The sequence below is a fragment of the Sorangium sp. So ce119 genome (assembly GCF_051524405.1).
Classification (GTDB): Bacteria; Myxococcota_A; Polyangia; order Polyangiales; family Polyangiaceae; genus Sorangium; species Sorangium cellulosum_G.
In genome coordinates this window covers 3,516,377-3,535,909 of the sequence record NZ_CP150310.1, presented here as the reverse complement: position 1 = coordinate 3,535,909, position 19,533 = coordinate 3,516,377, and the positions used below count along the sequence as shown (strand labels likewise).

16 protein-coding genes and 1 pseudogene are annotated in these 19,533 nt (G+C 71.1%); 4 read left to right on the top strand and 13 right to left on the bottom strand.

Annotated elements, in window-relative coordinates; translation table 11 throughout:
• Positions 1-13 precede the first annotated feature (13 nt).
• From WME76_RS13205 to gspC, 9 genes and pseudogenes are all read right to left on the bottom strand, one after another.
• The gene (locus WME76_RS13205) at positions 14-1,093 is read right to left on the bottom strand and encodes a HupE/UreJ family protein (protein WP_437960482.1); all 1,080 of its coding nucleotides are present in this window, start codon (positions 1,091-1,093) and stop codon (positions 14-16) included.
• Positions 1,009-1,887 (bottom strand): hypothetical protein, encoded by an 879-nt coding sequence (locus tag WME76_RS13200; protein ID WP_437960481.1) that lies wholly within the window; start codon positions 1,885-1,887, stop codon positions 1,009-1,011. Before WME76_RS13200 ends, WME76_RS13205 begins: the two co-directional genes overlap by 85 nt.
• A 149-nt stretch (positions 1,888-2,036) precedes the next feature.
• Positions 2,037-3,623 (bottom strand): MFS transporter, encoded by a 1,587-nt coding sequence (locus WME76_RS13195; protein ID WP_437960480.1) that lies wholly within the window; start codon positions 3,621-3,623, stop codon positions 2,037-2,039.
• Positions 3,624-3,663: 40 nt separating this feature from the next.
• Positions 3,664-4,761, bottom strand: coding sequence for a pyrroloquinoline quinone biosynthesis protein PqqE (gene pqqE / locus WME76_RS13190; RefSeq protein ID WP_437962108.1), 1,098 nt, complete (start codon positions 4,759-4,761; stop codon positions 3,664-3,666).
• A 204-nt stretch (positions 4,762-4,965) separates the two neighbouring features.
• Positions 4,966-5,226, bottom strand: a pseudogene (pqqD, locus tag WME76_RS13185) (pyrroloquinoline quinone biosynthesis peptide chaperone PqqD); the annotation flags it as partial.
• A gap of 7 nt (positions 5,227-5,233) precedes the next feature.
• On the bottom strand, positions 5,234-5,935 hold the full coding sequence (gene pqqC, locus WME76_RS13180) for a pyrroloquinoline-quinone synthase PqqC (RefSeq protein ID WP_061617814.1): 702 nt from the start codon (positions 5,933-5,935) through the stop codon (positions 5,234-5,236).
• Positions 5,932-6,849: a pyrroloquinoline quinone biosynthesis protein PqqB gene (gene pqqB, locus WME76_RS13175; protein WP_437960479.1), complete on the bottom strand. Its 918-nt coding sequence runs from the start codon at positions 6,847-6,849 to the stop codon at positions 5,932-5,934. Before pqqB ends, pqqC begins: the two co-directional genes overlap by 4 nt.
• Positions 6,850-6,885: 36 nt before the next feature.
• Positions 6,886-7,023, bottom strand: a complete 138-nt coding sequence (locus WME76_RS13170) for a hypothetical protein (RefSeq protein ID WP_437291097.1) — start codon at positions 7,021-7,023, stop codon at positions 6,886-6,888.
• 309 nt (positions 7,024-7,332) lie between these two features.
• A complete protein-coding gene (gene gspC, locus WME76_RS13165; RefSeq protein WP_437960478.1) occupies positions 7,333-8,283 on the bottom strand; it encodes a type II secretion system protein GspC in 951 nt (316 codons plus the stop codon).
• A 331-nt stretch (positions 8,284-8,614) separates the two neighbouring features.
• Between gspC and WME76_RS13160 the strand changes: the two genes are divergently transcribed.
• Complete coding sequence (locus WME76_RS13160; RefSeq protein WP_437960477.1) at positions 8,615-10,126, top strand: sensor histidine kinase; 1,512 nt, start codon at positions 8,615-8,617, stop codon at positions 10,124-10,126.
• Complete coding sequence (locus WME76_RS13155; protein ID WP_437960476.1) at positions 10,123-11,496, top strand: sigma-54-dependent transcriptional regulator; 1,374 nt, start codon at positions 10,123-10,125, stop codon at positions 11,494-11,496. The genes WME76_RS13160 and WME76_RS13155 overlap by 4 nt, the downstream gene beginning before the upstream one ends.
• A 69-nt stretch (positions 11,497-11,565) precedes the next feature.
• Here WME76_RS13155 and WME76_RS13150 read toward each other — a convergent pair whose 3' ends face one another.
• Positions 11,566-12,279: a YsnF/AvaK domain-containing protein gene (locus WME76_RS13150; RefSeq protein WP_437960475.1), complete on the bottom strand. Its 714-nt coding sequence runs from the start codon at positions 12,277-12,279 to the stop codon at positions 11,566-11,568.
• Between the two features lie 919 nt (positions 12,280-13,198).
• Between WME76_RS13150 and WME76_RS13145 the strand changes: the two genes are divergently transcribed.
• Together WME76_RS13145 and WME76_RS13140 are read left to right on the top strand one after the other, a co-directional pair.
• Positions 13,199-13,690 carry an HPF/RaiA family ribosome-associated protein gene (locus tag WME76_RS13145; protein ID WP_437960474.1) on the top strand — a complete coding sequence of 164 codons (492 nt, stop codon included), beginning with the start codon at positions 13,199-13,201 and terminating at the stop codon, positions 13,688-13,690.
• A gap of 496 nt (positions 13,691-14,186) precedes the next feature.
• A complete protein-coding gene (locus tag WME76_RS13140; protein WP_437960473.1) occupies positions 14,187-14,759 on the top strand; it encodes a hypothetical protein in 573 nt (190 codons plus the stop codon).
• A gap of 96 nt (positions 14,760-14,855) precedes the next feature.
• Here the strand turns inward: WME76_RS13140 and WME76_RS13135 are convergent, their stop codons facing one another.
• The 3 genes from WME76_RS13135 to WME76_RS13125 form a co-directional block, all read right to left on the bottom strand.
• Positions 14,856-15,629 (bottom strand): hypothetical protein, encoded by a 774-nt coding sequence (locus WME76_RS13135; RefSeq protein WP_437960472.1) that lies wholly within the window; start codon positions 15,627-15,629, stop codon positions 14,856-14,858.
• A 196-nt stretch (positions 15,630-15,825) separates the two neighbouring features.
• Positions 15,826-17,454: a DUF1552 domain-containing protein gene (locus tag WME76_RS13130; RefSeq protein WP_437960471.1), complete on the bottom strand. Its 1,629-nt coding sequence runs from the start codon at positions 17,452-17,454 to the stop codon at positions 15,826-15,828.
• 19 nt (positions 17,455-17,473) lie between these two features.
• Complete coding sequence (locus tag WME76_RS13125; RefSeq protein WP_437960470.1) at positions 17,474-19,186, bottom strand: DUF1592 domain-containing protein; 1,713 nt, start codon at positions 19,184-19,186, stop codon at positions 17,474-17,476.
• Between the last annotated feature and the right edge of the window lie 347 nt (positions 19,187-19,533).

Here is a 19,533-nt window from a genome sequence, read left to right as displayed (position 1 = left end):
GCGCGGCTCCGGGCTACACGCTGGGGCCCGTCAGCGCCGCCACGATGCGCTCGACCGACCAGTAGCCTGCCATTCCGCCCATCGCGTACACCAGACCGCGCCGCACCTTCGCCGGCTCCATCGAAGCTCGCTCGGCGAGGAGGTGCAGCGCGACGACCAGCGCGATCACGCCGAGCTGACCGAGCTCGACGCCCACGTTGAAGAACAAGAGCGCAGCCGGTACATGCCTTTCCGGCAGTCCGATGTCGAGCAGCGATGACGCGAATCCGAGCCCGTGAAGGAGCCCGAAGGCGAACGTGACGGCCCATGGGGCCCGGCGAGCAAGCGAGTCGGTCGGCCGTATGCACTCGCCGCAGACAAGGACGATCGAGAGCGCGATGGCCGCTTCGACAGGGGGGGCCGGCAACGTCAACCAGCCGAACACGGCGCAGGCCAGGGTCAGGCTGTGCGCGACCGTGAAGGCCGTGACGGCGCCGATCAGCTTCCTGCCGCCGCGCACGAGGAGCGTGAGCGCGACGACGAAGAGAAGGTGGTCGAACCCGGTCAGGATGTGATCGACGCCGAGCCGCGTGTAATCGACGACCAGCGGCCTCAGCGCGCGAAGCCCGGCGGAAGGGGGAATACCGTAAACCGAGAGGCTCGGGTCGCTGCCGGTCAACACCCGGACAAGCCGGCTTCCGCTCCGCCACTCGATCACCACCATCACGCTGGTCTCGGTCCCCTCGAGCCAGGGAAGCTCGATGGTGCCGACCAAGCCGGCGTCACCGCAGTCGAGAAATGCTCCGTCGAGCTTGCACGGCGGGGGGAACACCGCGGGCGTCGCGAGCTCGGATCTGAGCGTGGACGAGCTCGCCTCCCAGCGCAGGAGGAACCGCCCGTCCTGCCCTTCCACCTCCGTCAGCGAGAGAGTCGCCGAGTTGAGCTCGTGGCCATCTGCGGGGGCGTGCGCCAGCGATACCGCCAGCAAGAGAGGCAGGGACCACGCCAGCCGGCGCAGGTACAGGCGGGTCAAGGCGTCTTCTCGAATCTGTACCGCGCGAGGACGCTCTCGACGAACTCGTCGGCGGCTTGCTTCTTCATCGCGGCGACCCAATCCGCGGTGAGGATCGGGCGTATTTCCTCGCGGCTGGGCAGCCCCCCGCTCGTCCCGTTGACCCGCACGAGCAGCAGGCTGTCGTCGGTCTCCAGGGCCTGCCACGCCGCGAGCGGCGACTTGCCGATAGTCTCGGAGACCGCAGATCCGAACCTGGCTGCGAGCTCATCGCGGGTGAGGTTGCCACCCACGATCGGACGACCGAGCGTCCTCGGGTCTGCACCGTCGGCCAGCGCAAGTCGATACGTCGAGCGCTGCTGCTCTGCAGCCGGGTCGCTCCTGGGAAAGGCTACGACATGGAAATCGTACCGCAGCGGCGTTTCGTACCGGCTCCGGTGAGAGGCAAACCACGCGTCCAGCTCTGCATCCGTCGGCCTCCGCGCGGCCATCTGCTGAGCCGCCCGTGCCCGCAGCTTGTCCGCCAGCACGGTCCGCACCGTCGCGTCCTGTTGATCGAGCCCCTCCCGCAGCGCCTCACGATAGAGCACCTCTTCCTGCTTCCACCTGTCGAGCGCCGCCTTCAGCTCCGCCTCCGTCGGCGCCCGCCCCGTCTGATCGCGGAACTGCCGTTCCAGGTCCGCCGTCAGCCCCGCGCCGACGACGACGACCCTCGGATCGCCGGCGATGAGCCGGTGCGCGAGGAACAACAGCGCGCCGATGAAGAGGAAATGGATGACCGGCTCGCGGAGCAAACGAGCGAAGCCCCTCTCGGTTCTCCCGCTGGGTTCAGGCATGGAACGCGCTCTCGCTGGCGGAGCAGCAAATCCAAACGCTTCGGAGACGTCAAGCCCCAACTGCGGGACCTGCCACGGGTCGACAGAGCGTTGTTCCAGGCGACCCGATGCTCCTGCCCCGCGCCTTCACGGGCGCGGCAGGGCAGAGCCGACCCCACGCCTGTCGATGCGAGCATGCAAGCCCCCGGGGATGCCCCGGCGAGGCCGCGCTATCGCGGCGGCCCCGCCGGCGCCGCCCTCGCGCGCGGGGACGACCCCGCCGCCGTCACGCCCGCCCCGAGGACCGCGAGGGCCGACGCCGCGAGCATCGTCCCCCGGAACGCCGCGCCGAACGCGCTGAACCCATCGCCCCCCGCCGCCTCGCCCGGCCGCCCGCCGCCGAGCGCCGCGAAGATCGCCCCGGCGGCGGCCACGCCGCACAGCATCCCCACGTTGCGCGCCTCGGCGAGCAGGCCCGCCGCGGTGCCCTGCTGATCGCGCGGCGCCGCGCCCATGATGCGGCTGTTGTTCGGCGCGGTGAACAGCCCCGAGCCGAGCCCGACCAGCGCGAGCGCGGCGAGCAGGCTCGCGCGCCCGGGGTCGGGGCCGAGCGTGGCCAGGCGCGCGAGGCCCACGGCGAGCGCCGTCATGCCCGCGAGCGCCGGCGCGCGCGCGCCGATGCGGTCCGAGAGCCAGCCGCTGGCGGCGGTGGTCGCCGCCATCACCGCCGGCTGCACCGTCATCACGAGGCCCGCGTCCGCCGCGGTCATCGCGAGCGGCCCCTGCAGGTAGAACGGCAGCAGGAACAGCATCATGTACGCCGCCGCGTACTGGAGAAAGGCGGCGGCGAGCCCGGCCACGAGCGCCGGCTGCGCGAGGAGCGCGGCCGAGAGCAGCGGGGCCGGGCTCCGCCGCTCCACCCGCACGAACGCCGCGGCCAGGACGGCCCCGAGGGCGAGCAGGCCGACGGTCGCGGGGCTCAGGACACCCCAGCGCTGCCCGCGCGTGAGCGCGACGAGGAGCGCGCTCAGCGCCGCGCCGAAGAGGAGCGCGCTCGCCCACGGGAAGGGCCGCGCGCGCGCGTCGGCCGGGGCCGCAGCCGCCGCCGGGCCCCGGGCCGGGGCCGTCGTCGACCGCGAGCCCTCCCCGCCCCGGACGCCAGGGGGCGCGCCGGCCGCTGCGCCGACGGCGGCGACGGCCGCGCCGCGCCAGACGAGCGAGCGGGCGAGGAGCGCGCCCGCCAGCGCGATCGGCACGTTGATCCAGAAGGCCGCGTGCCAGCCGGCGCGCTGCGCGAGCCAGCCGCCGATCGACGGCCCCAGGGAGAGGCCCAGGTACGTCGCCGTCGCCTGCAGGCCGAGCGCGCGGCCGCGCTGCGTCGGCGGGAACGCGGCCGTGGTGAGCGCCGGGCCGTTCGCCATCAGCATGGCCGCCCCGGCCCCCTGGAGGGCGCGCGCCGCGAGGAGCGACGCGAGCGTGGGCGCGAGCGCGGAGAGCGCCGAGCCCACGCCGAAGACGCCGAACCCCGCGGTGTACACGCGCCCCTTGCCGTGGCGGTCGCCGAGCCGGCCGAACGGCAGGAGCAGCGCGCTCACGGAGAGCGAATAGGCGGCGAGCACCCAGCTCGCGGCGCCGATGTCGACCCCGAGATCCCGGCGGACGAGCGGCACCGCGACGTGGATGAGGCTGCCGCCGAGCGCGGACATCAGGGTGCCGACGGCGACCACGCCGAGCACCACGTACGGCCTGGGCGCGGCGGCGCCCGACCTGGGTTCAGGGGTGCCGGGCGCGGGGGAGCTGAGGGTGGAGGAGCTCAACCTGGATGCGGGGAAGCCTGGGGGCTGCGTGCTGGGGCGCTCAACGGGGCATGCTGCGGTAGAGATAGCGAGGCTCCGTCCTCGCCGAGGCGGCGCGGAGCCGGGCCTCCTCGACGATGCCGTGCGCCGGCGCGAGGGAGCAGGCCGGGTCCGTCGCGGCGGCGTCGCCGGTGAGGTGGTAGGCCTGGCAGCGGCAGCCGCCGAAATCGACCCCGCGGCGGTCGCAGCCCTGGCAGGGCGGCGGCATCCACGCGTCGCCGCGAAAGCGGTTCATGCCCGGCGCGTCGCGCCAGATCCAGGCGAGCGACCGCTCGCGCACGCTCTCGAAGCGCAGCCCCGGGATCGTGTGCGCCGCGTGGCAGGGCAGCACCAGGCCGTCCGGCGCGATGTGCAGGTAGCGGCGCGCCCAGCCGTCCATGCACGCCGGCGGCCAGGCGGCGTAGTAGTCCGGCGTGACGAAGACCATCTCCATCCGCCCGAGCAGCCGCTCGCGCGCCGCCGACGCGATGGCGAAGGCGCGCTCGAGCTGGCCCCGCGTCGGCAGGAGCGCCTCGCGGTTCGCGAGCGCCCAGCCGAGGTACTGCGTGTTCGCGAGCTCGAGGCGGTCGGCCCCGAGCCGCTCGGCGAGGTCGACGATCGCCGGGACGTTCTCGATGTTCGCGCGGTGCAGCACCACGTTGACCGTGAGCGGCAGGCCCTCGGCCTTGACCCACCCGGCCACCGCGATCTTGTGGTCGAAGGCCGCGTAGCCGGCGATGCGGTCGGCGCGCTCCCCGTCGGCGTCCTGGACGCTGAGCTGCAGGTTGTCGAGCCCCGCCGCCCGCAGCGCGGCGAGGCGCTCGCGCGCGAGCGGGACGCCGGAGGTGATGAGGTTCGTGTACAGCCCGAGCTCCCGCGCGCGGCGGACGAGCGCCTCGAGGTCGCGCCGGGCGAGCGGCTCGCCGCCCGTGAGGTGGACCTGCATCACGCCGAGGTCGGCCGCCTCGGCGAAGACGCGGCACCAGTCCTCCGTCGAGAGCTCGCCGGCGGCGCCCGCGCGCTCCATGGGGTTCGAGCAGTACGGGCACCGCAGCGGGCAGCGGTAGGTGAGCTCCGCGATCAGCGTGTACGGGCGGTGCTCCGCGGCGTCCGCCGCCACGCCGGCGCCCGGAGCGAGGGCGTCGGCCCCGGGCGGCGCGCCGCGCGCGGCGTCGTCCCCGGCGTCCCCGACGGCGGGCGCGGTGTCGTCCCTGGCCGCCCGCGCCGCGTCGTCCCCGGCAGCCCCCGCGGCCCCGGCAGCCCCCGCGGCCCCGGCAGCCCCCGCGGCCCCGGCAGCCCCCGCGGCGCGCCGCTCGAGCAGCCCGCGCGCGGCGAGCTGTTCCAGGAAGGCGATCACGTCGCGCTCCACCTCGCCCGGCGGCGCGGCGGCGAACGACGCCGCGATCTCGGCGGCGATCTCGCCCACGGTGCGCGTGCCGTCGAGGCGCGCGGCGACCGCGGCGGCGACCGGGTTCAGCGCGAGGCCGCGCTCCGGGTAGAGCAGGATCTCGCGGCCCGAGGCGCGATCTCGCACGAGCCGCGCCTTGCTGGCGAGGATCAGCCGGTCGCCGGGCGCGAGGGTCATCTCGGCGTCACGCCTCGGCGCCGTAGGCCGCCGCGATGGCGTCGAGCATCGCCCAGAGGATGTCGCACTTCGTGATGAGCGCCGCGATGCAGGCCTCCTGCGCGGCGCGCGTCGTCGCGCGCGCCGTCACGTAGTCGATCGCCTCGGTCGAGTCGGCCCGGGCGCGCGTCACCCGGCTGCGGAAGTAGTCGAGCGTCCCCTGGTCGACCCAGGGATAGTGCTGCTCCCAGGCGACGACGCGCCGGGACATGAGATCGGGCGCGAAGAACTCCGTGAGCGACGAGGCCACCGCCTCGAGCAGGCTGCGCTCGCGCACAAGCGTCACGTACGCGTCGCAGGCGAACCGCACCGCGGGCAAGACCCTCGTCAGGCCGGCGACCTCGTCGCGGTCGAGCCCCACGCCCTCCGCGAGCCGCAGCCACAGCGCGAGCCCGCCCTCGCCCTCGCGCGCGCCGTCGTGGTCGACGATGCGGTGGATCCAGAGCCGCCGGAACGCCGGATCCTCGGTCTTCGAGAGGATCAGCGCGTCCTTGATCGGGATCCGCGTCTGGTAATAGTAGCGGTTCAGCACCCAGCCCTGGATCTGGCGGCGAGAGAGCTCGCCGCGGTGCATCCGCTGGTGAAATGAGTGGTTGTCGTGGTAGCGCCGGGCGCCCTCGTCGCGCAGCCGCGCGACGAACGCCTCCCGCGAGAGCGGCTCGTCGTTCATAGGTCGATCACCAGGCCGTCGACGGCCACCTCCCAGCCCGCCGCCTCCACGGCGCGCCGCTCGGGCGAGCCCTCGACGAGGATCGGGTTCGTGTTGTTGATGTGCGTGTAGATCTTCCGGCGCGCGCCGACGCCCGCGAGCAGCTGCAGGCTCCCGCCGTCGCCGCCGATGGGCAGGTGCGCCATGTCCTCCGCGCGCGCCTTGCCGAGGCCGAGCCGGACGAGCTCGTCGCTCGACCAGAAGGTGCCGTCGAAGAAGCAGACGTCCGCGCCGTCGAGGCGCGACACATACTCGCCCGCGGCCCCCACGGCCGTCGCGATGGCGGCGAGGCGCCCGCTCGCGGCGTCGCGCACCCAGAGGCCGATGTTGTCCTCCGGCGAGGCCGGCGCGAGGCCCTCCAGGTGCTTCGGCACCTTGCCCGGCAGCGGCACCGGCGTCACCGTCAGCCCGGCCGGCGCGCCGTCCGGCCCGGCGAGCTCCGTGGGCTTCTCCAGCTCGAGGCGCCGCCACACGGTCTGCCCGGGGAAGCGCTGGAGCGTGCGGAAGATGGTGTTGCCCTCGGCGAGGCCCCGGTACACCGGCTCGGTCGCGTAGACGGCGAGCGGCGTGTTCTCGCGCAGCGAGAAGAGGCCCAGCGCGTGGTCGAGATCGCCGTTCGTGAGGATCACCCCCGCGATCGGCGTGGCGCGGCCCTCCCGCGGCTGGAGCGGCGGGAAGGCCTCGATCTGCCGGTGCACGTCGGGGGACGCATTGACGAGGAACCAGCGGCCGTCGCCCGCTTCGAGCGCGAGCGCGTCCTGGGTCCGAGGGCGGACGCGCGGCGAGCCGCGGCGCGCCTCGACGCAGTTCGAGCAGGCACAGTTCCATTGCGGGAGACCGCCGCCCGCGGACGAACCCAGGACGCAGAGGCGCATTCCGGTGCTCTCTCTTCGGTGCTCCTGCCGGCGCCCCTACTCCGCCTCCCCCGCGGCCTCGATGCGCTCCGCCGGAGCCGGGCGCGTGAAATTGATGGGATCGAAGTCGCTCTGGTACGAGCCGATCTCCGCATCCATCTTGATCTCGACAAACTCGGGCTTTTCGTAGCTCATCGGGTCCTCCTGATTGTCTCGCCATGTCACGACGTTCGTCGCCGGCTCGCATGCCGGCGCCGTTCGCCGCTTCACAACCTGGCAATACGAGATTCTGCACCAGACGTCTAACGTCAAGCCCGAAGTGCAGACAGATCGCATCCGGAGCGCCCCTACCGGCGCCGCCCTCGGGTCGCACCTTATGCGCTGCGCCCTTCTCCGGAGCCGGAGAGCGCGCGCATGAATGTATTTTGATCTCAAATCATCAGCACACCAGGAATTGTGCCATGAGCTTGTCTTTCTGGGCCGAAGGTTCCCGCCGACGCAGGCTCACTGGATCCGGACGTCGATCGTCATGTCTCCCCCGCCCCGCTGGACCGCGATCGCGAGGTTGTCGGCGGTGCGCAGCCGGGCGTAGGCCTGGAGCGCGCTCTGCGGGTCGGTCATGTCGAACCCGTTGATCGAGCGGATCGTGTCCCCGGTGCGCAGGCCGATCGCGGTCAGCAGCGAGCCGGGCGTGACGCGCGAGAGGCGGACGCCGATCACCCGCTCTCCCTCGCGCGCCGGCACGATGCGCGCGGAGCGCATGAGCTCGCCCTGCTTCTCCAGGACCAGTTCGATCGCCGACCGGTCGACGACGAACTCGCGATCGCTCACCTGCCGGATCTTCGACGCGATCTCCGGCGGGAGCGCGCCGCGCCTCGGCTTCTTCGGCGCGGGGCTCGGCGACGGCGCCTTCGCGCGCGCCGGCGCGAGGCGGTTGTCGCCGATGCGGACCTGGCAGCGGGCCCCGGGCTCCGTGAGCCACACGCGATCCCAGCCGATCGCGAGCACGGAGCGGCCCTCGACCGGATCGCCCGCCCGGCGCAGCAGCGGCTCCCCCCGCCCGACCGCGATCGTGGCGAACGACCAGGAAGGGTCCTCGGAGGCGGCGATCAAGAGGACGCGCGCGCCGTCGCAGATCGGATCCAGCAGGGGATCTCCATAGGTGACGACGTCGTCCGCCTCCCCTTCCCCCGCGGGCCTCGGCGTGAGCGGCCCCGTCACCGAGTCGAACGGGTTCCGCGCGAGGATGGCCGCCGCGCTCGTCGCGTGCGCTCCGCGATCGTCGGCGGGCGGCGGCGGAGCGCGCGGCGGCCGCGAACGCGGGAGATCGGTGGTCCACGCCTCCTTCACCAGGAACGAGATCCCGAGCGCCTGATGGTACGCCGCCGTCATGATCATCCCGCCGAGGAGCGCCGGGAAACATCGCTTGATGAGGAGTTCCGGAATCACCGTCATGTCCCGTGGGGGTGCCTGCGCGATCGCCGCGCGGCGCGCTCCGCGCCTCGCAGCGACAGCCGTGGTTCGGGCGGCGCAGCGGGAGATGGCTCGACGCCTCGCGCGCCCCGGGCGAGACACCCGCGCGCAGAGGGCGAGCCGTCTCCGCCGTCTCCCCGGGTGGGAGCAGCATCCGTGCCCAGGTGGCTTGGGAGTTGCTGCCCGGCCGCGTCATGAAGAGAGCGCCGGCGCCGGGACACGCGCTGCCGTCGATCCGAACCGGTCGGCCGCGAGGACCCCTGGGAAACCCGATGGAGTGCGACATCGTGTCGCATCTGCGACAATGGATCGCATGAACGCGTCCACCCGCGAGGGACGGAGCACGATGGGGCTGACGCTCCGGCTCTGGCTCATGCTGCTCGTGCCGATCGTCCTGGCCGTGGCGCTCTACGGGGCGGTGATCCACACGACGCGGCACCAGTTCCTGCGCAGCCAGGCGACGGCCGAGCTGCGCCACCACGCGAGCCTGGTCGAGGCGGCGATCGGCGGGGCCGTGGAGCGCGGCCAGGTCGAGCTGCTCAAGCACCGCATCGAGCGGCTCGCGCAGGCCGACCGCATCCTCGGGATCGCCGCCTTCGACGAGCGCGGGGGGCCGATCCTCGTGACGGATCCGATCGCCGGCGAGGCGGCCGAGCTCGCCGCGCTCGCGCGCAGGGCGCTCGCCACCGGCGCCGAGATCGAGGAGGAGCAGGCGCTCGGCGGCGGGCCGGCGCTGGTCCGCACGGTCACGTTCTCGCAGCGCGGCCTGTCGGTCGTCGCCGTGGTCGTCCGGGAGCTGCGCTACCTGGACGCCTTCGCGCGCAGCTCGAACCGCGGGCTGGCGCTCGCCGGGGCCGCGCTCCTCGCCGCCACCGCGCTCATCGCCGCGTTCGCGAGCCGCGCGACCGTCGGGCGCCCGGCCGGCGCGATCGTGGCGGGCGTGGAGCGCGTGGCGCGCGGGGAGCTCGGGGTGACGGTGCCCGAGGCGGGCGCCGAGGAGCTGCGGCGGCTCGCGCGGGCGTTCAACGCGATGACCGCCTCGCTCGCCGAGGCGCGCGCCCGCCTGGAGCAGGAGCAGGCCGCCCGGGCCGCCGTCGAGCGCAAGCTGCACCAGGCGCACGCGCTGTCGGCCGTCGGGCAGGTGGTCGCCTCGATCGGCCACGAGATCGGCTCGCCGCTCAACGTCATCCTGGCGCGCGCCCGCCGCCTCGCCGACCAGCCGGGGTGGTCCGACGCCGCCCGCGGCGAGCTGGAGACGATCGCGACGCAATCCGAGCGCATCTCGCGCGTGGTGGCGCGGCTGCTCTCGGTCGCGCGCCCGCCGAGGCTCCTCGGCCGCGGCAGCGACGTGGCCCAGGTCGCGCGCGAGGTGCTCGCGTTCCTCGGGCCGGAGTGCCGGCAGCGCGGGATCGCGGCCCGGATCGAGCACGACGGGGCGCCGGTGCACGTGGTGCTCGACGCGGACCACCTGTTCCAGGTGGTGTTCAACCTGTGCCTGAACGCGGCGCAGGCGCAGCCGCGCGGGGGCGAGATCGCGGTGCGGCTCCGGAAGCTCGACGCCCGCAAGGCGGCGATCGAGATCGAGGATCGCGGGCCGGGCGTCCCCCCCGGCGTCGCCGAGCACATCTTCGAGGCGTTCTTCACGTCGCGGGGCGATCGCGGCGGCACCGGGCTCGGCCTCGCGATCGTCGAGGGGATCGTGCGCGAGGCGGGCGGCTCGGTCGAGCTCGTCCCCACGGATCACGGCGGCGCCTGCTTCCGCGTCACCCTGCCGCGCGGCGCCGCGGCGCCGCTCGGGGCGCGCGGCGCGGAGGCGCGCGCGTGAGCGGCCGCGCGAAGGTGCTCGTCGTCGACGACGAGCTCGAGATGGTGAAGCTCGTGGCCGACATCGCCCGCGACATGGGCCACGATCCGGTGACCCTGACGACCCCGCTGCTGGCCCTCCCGCTGCTCGAGGAGCGGGAGTTCGACCTCGTGGTGACCGACGTGCGCATGCCCGAGATGGACGGGATCGAGCTCATCGAGCAGATCGCGCGCTTCGACCCGCGCACGGCGATCATCGCCATGACCGCGTTCGGCTCGATCGACACCGCGGTGCGCGCCATGCGCGCCGGCGCGTTCGACTACCTGCCGAAGCCGTTCCAGCCGGCGGACCTGGCGCTCCGCATGGAGCTCGCGCTCGAGCAGCGGGCGATGACGGTCGAGCTGACCGAGCTGCGCTCGGAGGTGGCGCAGCGGTTCTCGATCGCGGGGATGATCGGGCGCAGCCGGGCGATCGAGGAGGTGATCGCGCTCGTGCGGCGCGTGGCCGACAACCCCGCGACGGTGCTCGTGAGCGGCCCGAGCGGCAGCGGCAAGGAGCTCGTGGCGCGGGCGCTGCACGGCGAGAGCCGGCGCCGCGGGAGGAAGTTCGTGGCGGTCAACTGCGCGGCGATCCCGGAGACGCTCATCGAGGCGGAGCTGTTCGGGGTGCGCAAGGGGGCGTACACGGACGCGCGCAGCGATCGGCCCGGGATGTTCCAGGAGGCCGACGGCGGGACGCTGTTCCTCGACGAGGTGAGCGAGCTCGCGCTGCCGCTCCAGGCGAAGCTCTTGCGCGCGCTCCAGGAGCGGGAGGTCCGCCCGGTCGGCTCGGTGTCGTCGGAGCCGGTCGACGTGCGCGTCATCGCGGCGACGAACCGCGATCTGCGCGCGGCGGTCGCGGAGCGGGCGTTCCGCGAGGATCTCTTCTACCGGCTCGCGGTGATCGAGATCGCGATCCCGTCGCTCAAGCACCGGACGGACGACATCCTGCCGCTGGCCGAGCACTTCCTTTCGCGCGCGGCCGCGCGCGCGGGCAAGCCGATCGCCGGGTTCTCGGGCGCGGCGGTGAAGCGCCTGCTCGCGTACGACTGGCCAGGCAACGTCCGCGAGCTGGAGAACGCGATCGAGCGGGCCGCGGCGCTCTGCGACGGGGGGCGGATCTCCCCGGACGACCTCCCCGAGGGCGTGCGCGCCCGGCGGGAAACGCCGGATTTCCTCGAGACCGCGGCGGATCGGCTGATGACGCTCGACGAGCTCCAGCGCGAGTATGCGCAGCTCGTCCTCCGGCGCGTGGGCGGCAAGAAGCAACGGGCGGCATCGGTGCTCGGCGTCGACCGGCGGACGTTGCAGCGCTGGTTCGGCGGCGGGAGCGACGGCGAGGAGGGGGCGTGAGCGCGCGCCCGCCCGCGCGCCGCTGAGCCTCTGCAGCGCTGGATCGGGCGCGCGCGACGCCGGCCCCGCTCAGCGCCTCCGTCCGCCCGTCCCGGTCGCCCGCTCCATCGGCGGCTCCTCGGGCGGGATCGCCTCCGGCTCCCCGCGGCCGCGCTCGCGCGACACGTCCCCCTCGGTCCGCACCTCGGCCGTCTCGCGGCGCACCTTCGCCTTCGCGGTCTCGTGCTCCTGGATCACGTCCTTTCCGATGCGGAGCTCCTCCTTCACCACGGGCCGCGTCGACACCTCCACGCGCTCCTCGCGGATGGGGACGCTGATCGACCCCTCCTCGAACAGGGTGTCCGACGCGGCCGGCCGCTCCCCGCTCGCGGGGACGCGCTCGACGTGCACGACCTCGCGCGCCACGGGCACCGCGATCTGCTGCTCCTCGGTCACGACCTGCTTCGTGACCCGGACCCGGCCGACCTCCTGCACCGTCTTGCCGACCGTGACCTCCTCCTCCACGAGCGGCACGCGGATCTCCTCCCCCTTTTCGATCGGGCCGCCGGCCGCACGCGCCTGCCCGCGGTCCCCGGCGAGGTGCTCGCGACCGTGCGTGAGGATGAGCTCCCCATCCCGGATGTCGGCCACCTCGTCGTAGCGCACCAGATACTCCTCCGTGAAGAAGAGGCCCTTCTCGATCTCGAACGTGGTGGGGTTGATCCGGGTCACCTTGCCCAGCTTCTCGCCGTCCGCGCTCCGGACGACCATCCCCTGCTTGATCTCCTGCTGCGTCACCATCATGCACCCCCATCCGGCATCTTCTGTTTCAGGCCCATGCATCGGGACGGCGCAGGCCCAGCGGGACTGCCCAATCCGCCCGCCGCTCTCCGCCGTTCGACCTCTGGAGCGTCGCGCGCTTCTCACGTCGCCGACGCCGCCCGCCATCGCTGCCTCGGATGCCACTCCCCCTGATGCAATCCGCACACCGGCGCTCGGGAGGCCGTGGAAAGCGCCAGGCTGAACCCGCCGCCGCGAGCCGCGGCGTCCGGCGCCGAGCGCCTCCGTGCAACGAGGAAGCGCCCGAGCGCTCGGGAGTCACGGCGTGGGGCGCAGCCCTGTGCAGGTCCAGCCAGGGCGCTGCGACGCTCCTCGGCCGCGGAGGATCGAGCCCGTGCAGGCGCGGTGACCACGGCGAGGCGGAGGAGCCGCTCCCGCGAGGGCGGCAGCCGGGCGCCGGCGTGGCGGCGTGATGGAGGACGCTCGAGGTCGGCATCGCGCGGTGCTGGTGGGCCCCCGGGGTCCAGCGCGACAGGACACAGCGCCACGAGCCATGTGACCCGGCGAGGCCGCTCCCGGCGTGGCCGGCCCCGCGCACGGGCGCTGGGTCTCCGTCCTCGATTCTCGCGCGTCGCTTCGACGCCCCGCGGCAGGTGCTCTCCTGCTCTCGCGCGCCGCTTCCTGTTCTCGAGCGCGACTCCCGTGCTCTCGAGATGCTCCCCTGCCCTCGCGATCCGCTCTCCAGGAAGCCCTCAATGGCACGAGTCGTGCATCACCGTCATGCAATATCCGAGATGGGCTATCGCGCACGCTCATCACGCGGATAAGGCGAGGATGGGCCTCGCCGCGTTGAGGGTCGAATCGCCCCGCGGGTCAAATTGCCCCGCGGAACCGTGCTCCGCGCAGAGCGACGGAAGAAGGAGAGCGCAAGGAAATCATGAGCATGAGCAAGACGCAGAAGCCATCGCGACGCGCCGTGTTCACAGGTGAGGTCGCCCGCCCGATCAAGCGCGTGAGCGGCCGGACCCCGATCGACGGCACGCCCCTCGCCGTCCGCACGACGGGACTCGATATCGACGCTGACGTGCGGGATTACGCGCGCGCGCGTCTCGGGATCAGGCTGGGCAAGTTCGCGACCGAGATCCAGCGCGTCAGCGTGCGCCTCGAGGACGTGAACGGCCCGCGCGGCGGCGTGGACACCGCTTGCCGCATCAAGGTCGTGCTGAACGGGCTCGATAGCGTCATCGCTCAGGAGGTCGCGGTGGGGATCCGCGAGGCGATCGACCGGGCGAGTCACGTCGTGGAGCGCGCGGTGGGCCGCGCGATCCGACGCTCGCGGCCCGCTGCTGCGCTGCGCGGCCGGGGACGGAGCACCTCGCCCCGGACCTCGCGCAGGGCGCGCGCCGCAGAACCGCCCGGCCACGCCCTGGCGTGACAGGGCCACAGAATGTGGCCCGGCACCTTTTCCCGGGTGACCGGGCCCGTCTTCGGGTGGCCGCGAGCCTATCTTCTCGGGCGGTCCGGGATCCCGAGCGCGCGTCCGTCCGGGCAGACGAGCCTCAAGCCGATCCAGTGAGCCATCTCAGCGAGCGGCACCACCCAGTAGCGAGCGCCGAGCTCGGCGAGCTGGTCTGAGGAGCAATCAAGAGCTTCGGGTACGCGACGTGATCGACGGCGGGGTCGTCAGTATGCGAGGGTGACCGCACGAACCGCTTGATTTTCGGAGCGCGTTTGCCCATTCTACTCGCTCAAGAGGACGCTTGTCGCCTCGCGCAGCTCTTGCCCCCGGGCGACGTGGTCAGAAAAGTTCGATTCTATCGATTCATTCATCGATCGCGCGTCGCCTCCACAATCCCAACATCCAGACATTTCGCCTGGATCCAGCGGGAACGAGAGCTGAACCTTCCCTCTCACCACCTTCATCGTGAACCATGAAACTTCGAATCTCAAGCTTCATCGCGGCAGCAACCGTCGCCATCCTGTCCCCGCTTGCAGGCTGCTCCGACACCCCTGAGGATACCGGCGCTGGAGGCGCCGGCGGCTCGGACTCTGGAAGCACGAGCACCAGCGGGTCTACCTCGAGCTCGGTCGGTTCGGGCGGCGCTGGCTCGACCAGCGCGAGCTCCGGTGGCGACGGCGGCGGCGGCTCGACCGGCAGCGGCAACGCGGTCGCCCCGACGTTCGACACGGTGAAGTTCGTCATCGAAAGGACTTCTTGCTTCGGAGCGGGTTGCCATAACGACGATCTGAACGCGCTGGACCTGAAGGTAGACGGCGAGCTGCGCACGAGGCTGACCACGCACATCTCCGAGAATTGCGGCAATCTCCCGATCGTCAATCCCGGCAAGCCGGAGGAGAGCGCTCTGGTCAAGATCCTGAAGGAGCCGTGCGGCGATACTCCGCGGATGCCCATCGAGTGCGTCAACGACGGGGATGCCAAGTGCGTGCCCCCCGACTACATCGAGGCGATCGAGCAGTGGATCGCCGACGGCGCGCAGGAATAGCAGGAGACACCTGAACGCAAAGATTCCAGTTCGGCCTCTCCGTACCCTCGTGAATGCTGTCGAAGCAACCCACCACGAGGAGGAGAGGCCGAGGGTCTACTGCGTCACGATCGCGCCTGCCGGGTACGCTGCATGATCAGGACCGGGCGTGTCCACGGTGTTCGTCTCGAAGGCCCAGCTTCCACCCGGCGGAATCTGGACCGTGCCGCTGCCGATCGCCACGCCGAGCGGGCGCCCGACGCGACTGACCGAGAAGACCGTGGCGGAGGGATGGCTCACCGCCACGTCGAGCCCGTTGAGGAGCGTGCCCGTGTACGCCGTGCCGGCGCCACCAGGTACGGCCTTCACCTGGCTGATGGTGAGGCCGTCGATGGGAACGACGTCGAGGGCAAAGTAATTGCACCGGTAGACGACATATTTCACGTCTTCGATCACGAGGTCTGAGGGCAAGTCCGTCACCGCGGCCATGGTCACGTCGCCTGGACCCACGCACGCAGCGATGGTGCCCGAGCCATCCGTGAGTCGATAGAAATGCTGCGTCAGCAACCCGTTGATGCCGGCTGCCATGGCCTGCTGGGCCTCGTCGTAGAGATCGACCGCAACGGCGGCGTGGCAGGCGGGGATATCCCCGTCGTTCCGCAAGGCGACGTAGAGCTCGGTGCTGGCTGGTCCCTTGCGGAGCGTCAGCGCGATCGCGTTGAGCACGCCGTTTCCGCCGGGGAGCGCCGTGACGGTGAGATGTTCCGGAACGATGAGCGCGTCGTCACCGATGTCCCCGCCCGCCCCGGCGCCGTCGCTCGCCTCGCTCGAACAGGCCAGCGGGAGGAGCATCGCAGCAGCGATGAGGAAACGCTTCGCCAGCAGGAACATGAGAAGAGATGCCCAGCCCATCGCTGCCCGCCATGGTCGGGCAGCTCGGGCTCGCGACGTGAGGCACATCATGAAGAGCGGCGATCCCGCGGCGCCCGCGGCCACCGCCGACGCACGAACCCAGAGACCCCTTCGGTGAGAAGGGATCTCTGGATCCGTGCTCGTCCGAGTGTTCAGGGATTCGCTCCCGGAGTGCTCAGGCCTTGAGCTCCGTGAACCCGCCCGGATTGTGGATCGTGGCGCCGGCGACCGCGCCCTTGCCGCCGATGAAATCCTCCGTCTTGTCGGAATAGCCGAAGTGGGTCACTTCCGCGGTGCCACCCTTCGCAGGGAAGCCATCCGCCCCCGCCTTCACGCCCAGGGCGTTCATGATGTTGCAGAAGTACTTGTTGATCGGCGCGTTGCCGATCTTCGGATCGGTCCCGGTGCCCTGATTGACACCGTTGACCGTGCCGGTGCCATTGGCGCACTGCGACATGCTGTTGCCGTTCGTCAACTCCGACGAGGGGTCGAGGTTGATGATCTGGCCGGTCTTGAAGTAACCGCCGGCGCTGCCGGCCTGGATGATCGGCGCGTTGTTGAGGTTGTGCGCGTTGCCGTCCGACATCTCCTGGAACCAGATGGCGGCGCTGCTGTCGAGGACCGTCCCGCTCCCCGAGGGGATGCTGTCGAGCATCCGGACGAGGTTCGCGAACTTCTGCGCGTAATAGGCGTCGACCTTCAGGAGCATCTCGAGCGCGTTGGGCAGGCAGCTGCCTTGCATGCCTGCGTTGTCGAGGCGGTGCGAGAGGGCATGCGACTCCATGGTGATGTCGAGCCCGCTGAAATTGTAGTTCCCCGGGTACTTCAAGAAGATCACGGGGTTGGCGTTGCAGGCGGCCGAGAGCGCTGCGATGGCCGAATAGATGTCCGCCCCATCCAGATCGCCGGAGACCTTGGTCGTGAGGACGTCGCTGCCGAAGCCGCCCGACCCGGCCTTGGAGGCGTTCGCCGCCGTCGCGCCGAGCATCGCGCCGAGCTCCGCGTTGCACTGCGCGGTGACCATCACGTTTCCTGTCGAGTTGAGGAGCTCCTTCCAGGCCGCGAGCTTCTGCTTGTCGGCGCTGCTCATGTCGAACCGCTCGAGCGTCTGCAGATCGTCCTTCACGAGATCGAGGACGCTCTTGCCGCGGATCGTCGCGTAGGTGTCCGGAGACATCGGCTCCCCCGTCTGGAAGAGGCCCGTGAGCTGGCTGAAGGCCTGCGACGCGTTGAGGCCGCTGAACATGGTCTCGGCGGCGGAGTAGGAGATCCCCGACTGAGCGCTGTCCCTCTGAGCCGCCGTGTTCAAGAGCAACGGCGTGCCTTGCGGGCTGAGCTGCTGGGCGATGACGTGATCCAGCGAAGGACCGACGGCCTTCGCGTTGAACTTCGTCGCGGTTTCGAAGCTGAACGGGTCGTTGCTGTTCGGCGTGACCGGCTGGCAGGTGAAGAACGACCCAACGATCTGCGTGTGGGAGTCGTTCCCCTGTCCACGCTTCATGTTGGCGGTCCACTCGTTCATCGAGCGGATGCCGCGCGGCATGAGGAGCTTCTTCGCATAGGGAGCGAGGGCCGCGAGGCTCGTCGCCTCGAGGTCAGCGGCCGTGAGCTCGCCCTGCTTCTTCTCGGGGAACCATTTGTTCGTGACGCACCCGTAATGCGTGAACATCACGATGAGCGCCTTCCCGGATGCAGGGGTGTCGCCCCTCGCGGTGCGTTCCCACACAGAGCTGAGGAACGGCGCAGCCAGGACTGCTCCGCCCATGCCACGAAGGAAGATTCTGCGGTTCAGTTGCTTGCTCATGTTCGACATTCCTCAGCTATCACTGCGTTTCACGGACTCGCGTGGTGAACGATTCCGTCTGAGTGAGATCGGCCAGCAGATCGAGAACGCTGTAGCCGCCCTCGGACAGCTTCATGTCGAGCTGATCCACGAGGCACTTGTCGTTCCCGTTCGGAGCCCGACCATAAGCATAGGCGACCCACGCCTGGGCGTAAAGCTGCTTGGCTTTCGGAGTCTGGGCGATCTCCTGCATGAGCTGCAACGGAGAGGTGATCTCCTTCACCTTGCCGTCGCCGAAGTTGACGGTGTTCGTCGTGACGCTCGCGTCGATGGCACCACCACGAGGATCTTCCGTCTGCACCTGTCCGATGGCGTCGAAGCCCTCCATCACGAACCCCGGCGGATTGATGGCCGCGTGGCAGCCCGCGCAGTTCGCGGGCTTCGTCAGCTCTTCGACGTACGCGCGCTGCGTCTTGAAGTCGCCCTCGACGGTCAGCATGGTAGCGCCGGGGAGGGGCGGACCCGGATTGGCGCCGAGCATGTACGACGTGATGAACGCGCCGCGCAGGATCGGGCTCGTGGCGTCGTACCCCGAGTAGGAGCTCAAGAACCCGACGCGCGTCAAGAAGCCCGGCCGCTCGTCGGCGTTCAGCTCCACCTTGGTCAGCTCGGTGCCGTACATCGAAGCATCGAGCCCGTAGATCGCCGCGTTGTCCTTGTTGACGAAGGCGACGTTGCTGAGGAGGAGGTCATCGAACGAACCGCCCGCGAACGCGACCTCTTCGAAGTAGGCGTCGAGCTCGGCCTGCGCGCTGCGCTTGGCGCCCGCGGAGTACAGCGGATACGCGTCACTGTCGTGATCCCCCTTCCACCAGTGGGCGCTCCCGTTATCCATCTGGACCCAGTTGCGGTGGAACGCGGTCACGAGCGGGCCGGCCTTCTCGCGCACGGCGATCATTCGCTGCGCCTGCTCCAGGATCTGCTCCTTGGTCTGGAGCTGGTTGCCGTCGGCCGCCGCGTTCAGGGCCTCATCCGGAGCGGAGCCCCAGAGCAGGTACGAGAGCCTCGTCGCCACCTCGTGGCTGGAGAGCTGGATGCCCTTGCCCGACGTAGACGGGGTGCTCGTCAGCTCGGGGAGCATGAGGAACGAGGGCGACACGAGGAAGGCCATCAGCGTCGTCTCGGCGACCTCGGCGGGCGTTCCGGCCGGCGTCGTCTGGCCCAGCTTCAGGAATCGCGCGACCTCCTCGGCGCTCAGCGGGCGACGGAACGCCTTGCGGCCGAAGGTCTTGATGGTCTCCTCCAGGCAGCCGCTCGCCGAGGGGTCACAGCTGATGAACCTGGACTTGTTCGGCCCAGCCATCACGTCCTTGGCGATCTGCGCGGCGACGTCTTGATAGATGCTCCACGCGGGAGCGGTCATCGGGCCGTCGAAGTCGGAGACGAGCAGCTCGGAGGGTAGCTTCCTCTCGGTGCCTACGCTGGTGACGCCGAGGAGGTCCCGCACCGTGTTTTCGTACTGCCGGTTCAGCATGCGGGGGATCTGGGTCGTCGCCGGAATGCCGGGGACGCAGACCTCCGGCGGCGGCAGTGTGGTCCCCCCCCCCGTGTCGCCGCCGCTGCTGCCGGAGGTCGACCCGTCATCGTCCGCACCGTCCGCTATGTTGCCGGTGCAACCGGCGAACAGCGGTGTTGAGGCAAGAAAAATTGTCGTACCGATGTACGAGAGGTTTCTTAATGTTCGCATGCGCATGCGTCACCTATTCCCGGTCCGTGTCGCAGTGATCACGCGAGCGAAACGAAAGGTGTGGACGAGCCCGACGCTCGTCCCTATGCGTGGGCACGAGCGCCTCGCCGACGGTTTCCTCTGGAGACGTCATCGTGAAACGCCGGCGTACGAGCGGCGCGCTGCTGTGCGCTTCGATGTCGAGGGCCGTGCCCTCCGCGGGCTCCGCGACGCCGTTCGTCTGAAGAGCGCGCCTCCCCTTCATTCGCGGCCTTCGAGAGGGCGAACGCGCGGCCACCTCGAGATCGACCTGCGCATCAGGACCATCGCCTGTCCCGCGGGACAGGACATTTCCTGATCTACCGAATTCATGA

Excerpts from the sequence above, each read along its gene's own strand:
- WME76_RS13140 (WP_437960473.1), top strand. The coding sequence starts at position 14,187 with ATGAAACTTCGAATCTCAAGCTTCATCGCGGCAGCAACCGTCGCCATC.
- WME76_RS13145 (WP_437960474.1), top strand. The coding sequence starts at position 13,199 with ATGAGCAAGACGCAGAAGCCATCGCGACGCGCCGTGTTCACAGGTGAG.
- WME76_RS13130 (WP_437960471.1), bottom strand. The coding sequence starts at position 17,454 with ATGAGCAAGCAACTGAACCGCAGAATCTTCCTTCGTGGCATGGGCGGA.
- WME76_RS13160 (WP_437960477.1), top strand. The coding sequence starts at position 8,615 with ATGAACGCGTCCACCCGCGAGGGACGGAGCACGATGGGGCTGACGCTC.
- pqqB (WP_437960479.1), bottom strand. The coding sequence starts at position 6,849 with ATGCGCCTCTGCGTCCTGGGTTCGTCCGCGGGCGGCGGTCTCCCGCAA.
- WME76_RS13135 (WP_437960472.1), bottom strand. The coding sequence starts at position 15,629 with ATGTTCCTGCTGGCGAAGCGTTTCCTCATCGCTGCTGCGATGCTCCTC.
- WME76_RS13150 (WP_437960475.1), bottom strand. The coding sequence starts at position 12,279 with ATGATGGTGACGCAGCAGGAGATCAAGCAGGGGATGGTCGTCCGGAGC.
- WME76_RS13125 (WP_437960470.1), bottom strand. The coding sequence starts at position 19,186 with ATGCGCATGCGAACATTAAGAAACCTCTCGTACATCGGTACGACAATT.
- WME76_RS13170 (WP_437291097.1), bottom strand. The coding sequence starts at position 7,023 with ATGAGCTACGAAAAGCCCGAGTTTGTCGAGATCAAGATGGATGCGGAG.
- gspC (WP_437960478.1), bottom strand. The coding sequence starts at position 8,283 with ATGACGGTGATTCCGGAACTCCTCATCAAGCGATGTTTCCCGGCGCTC.
- pqqC (WP_061617814.1), bottom strand. The coding sequence starts at position 5,935 with ATGAACGACGAGCCGCTCTCGCGGGAGGCGTTCGTCGCGCGGCTGCGC.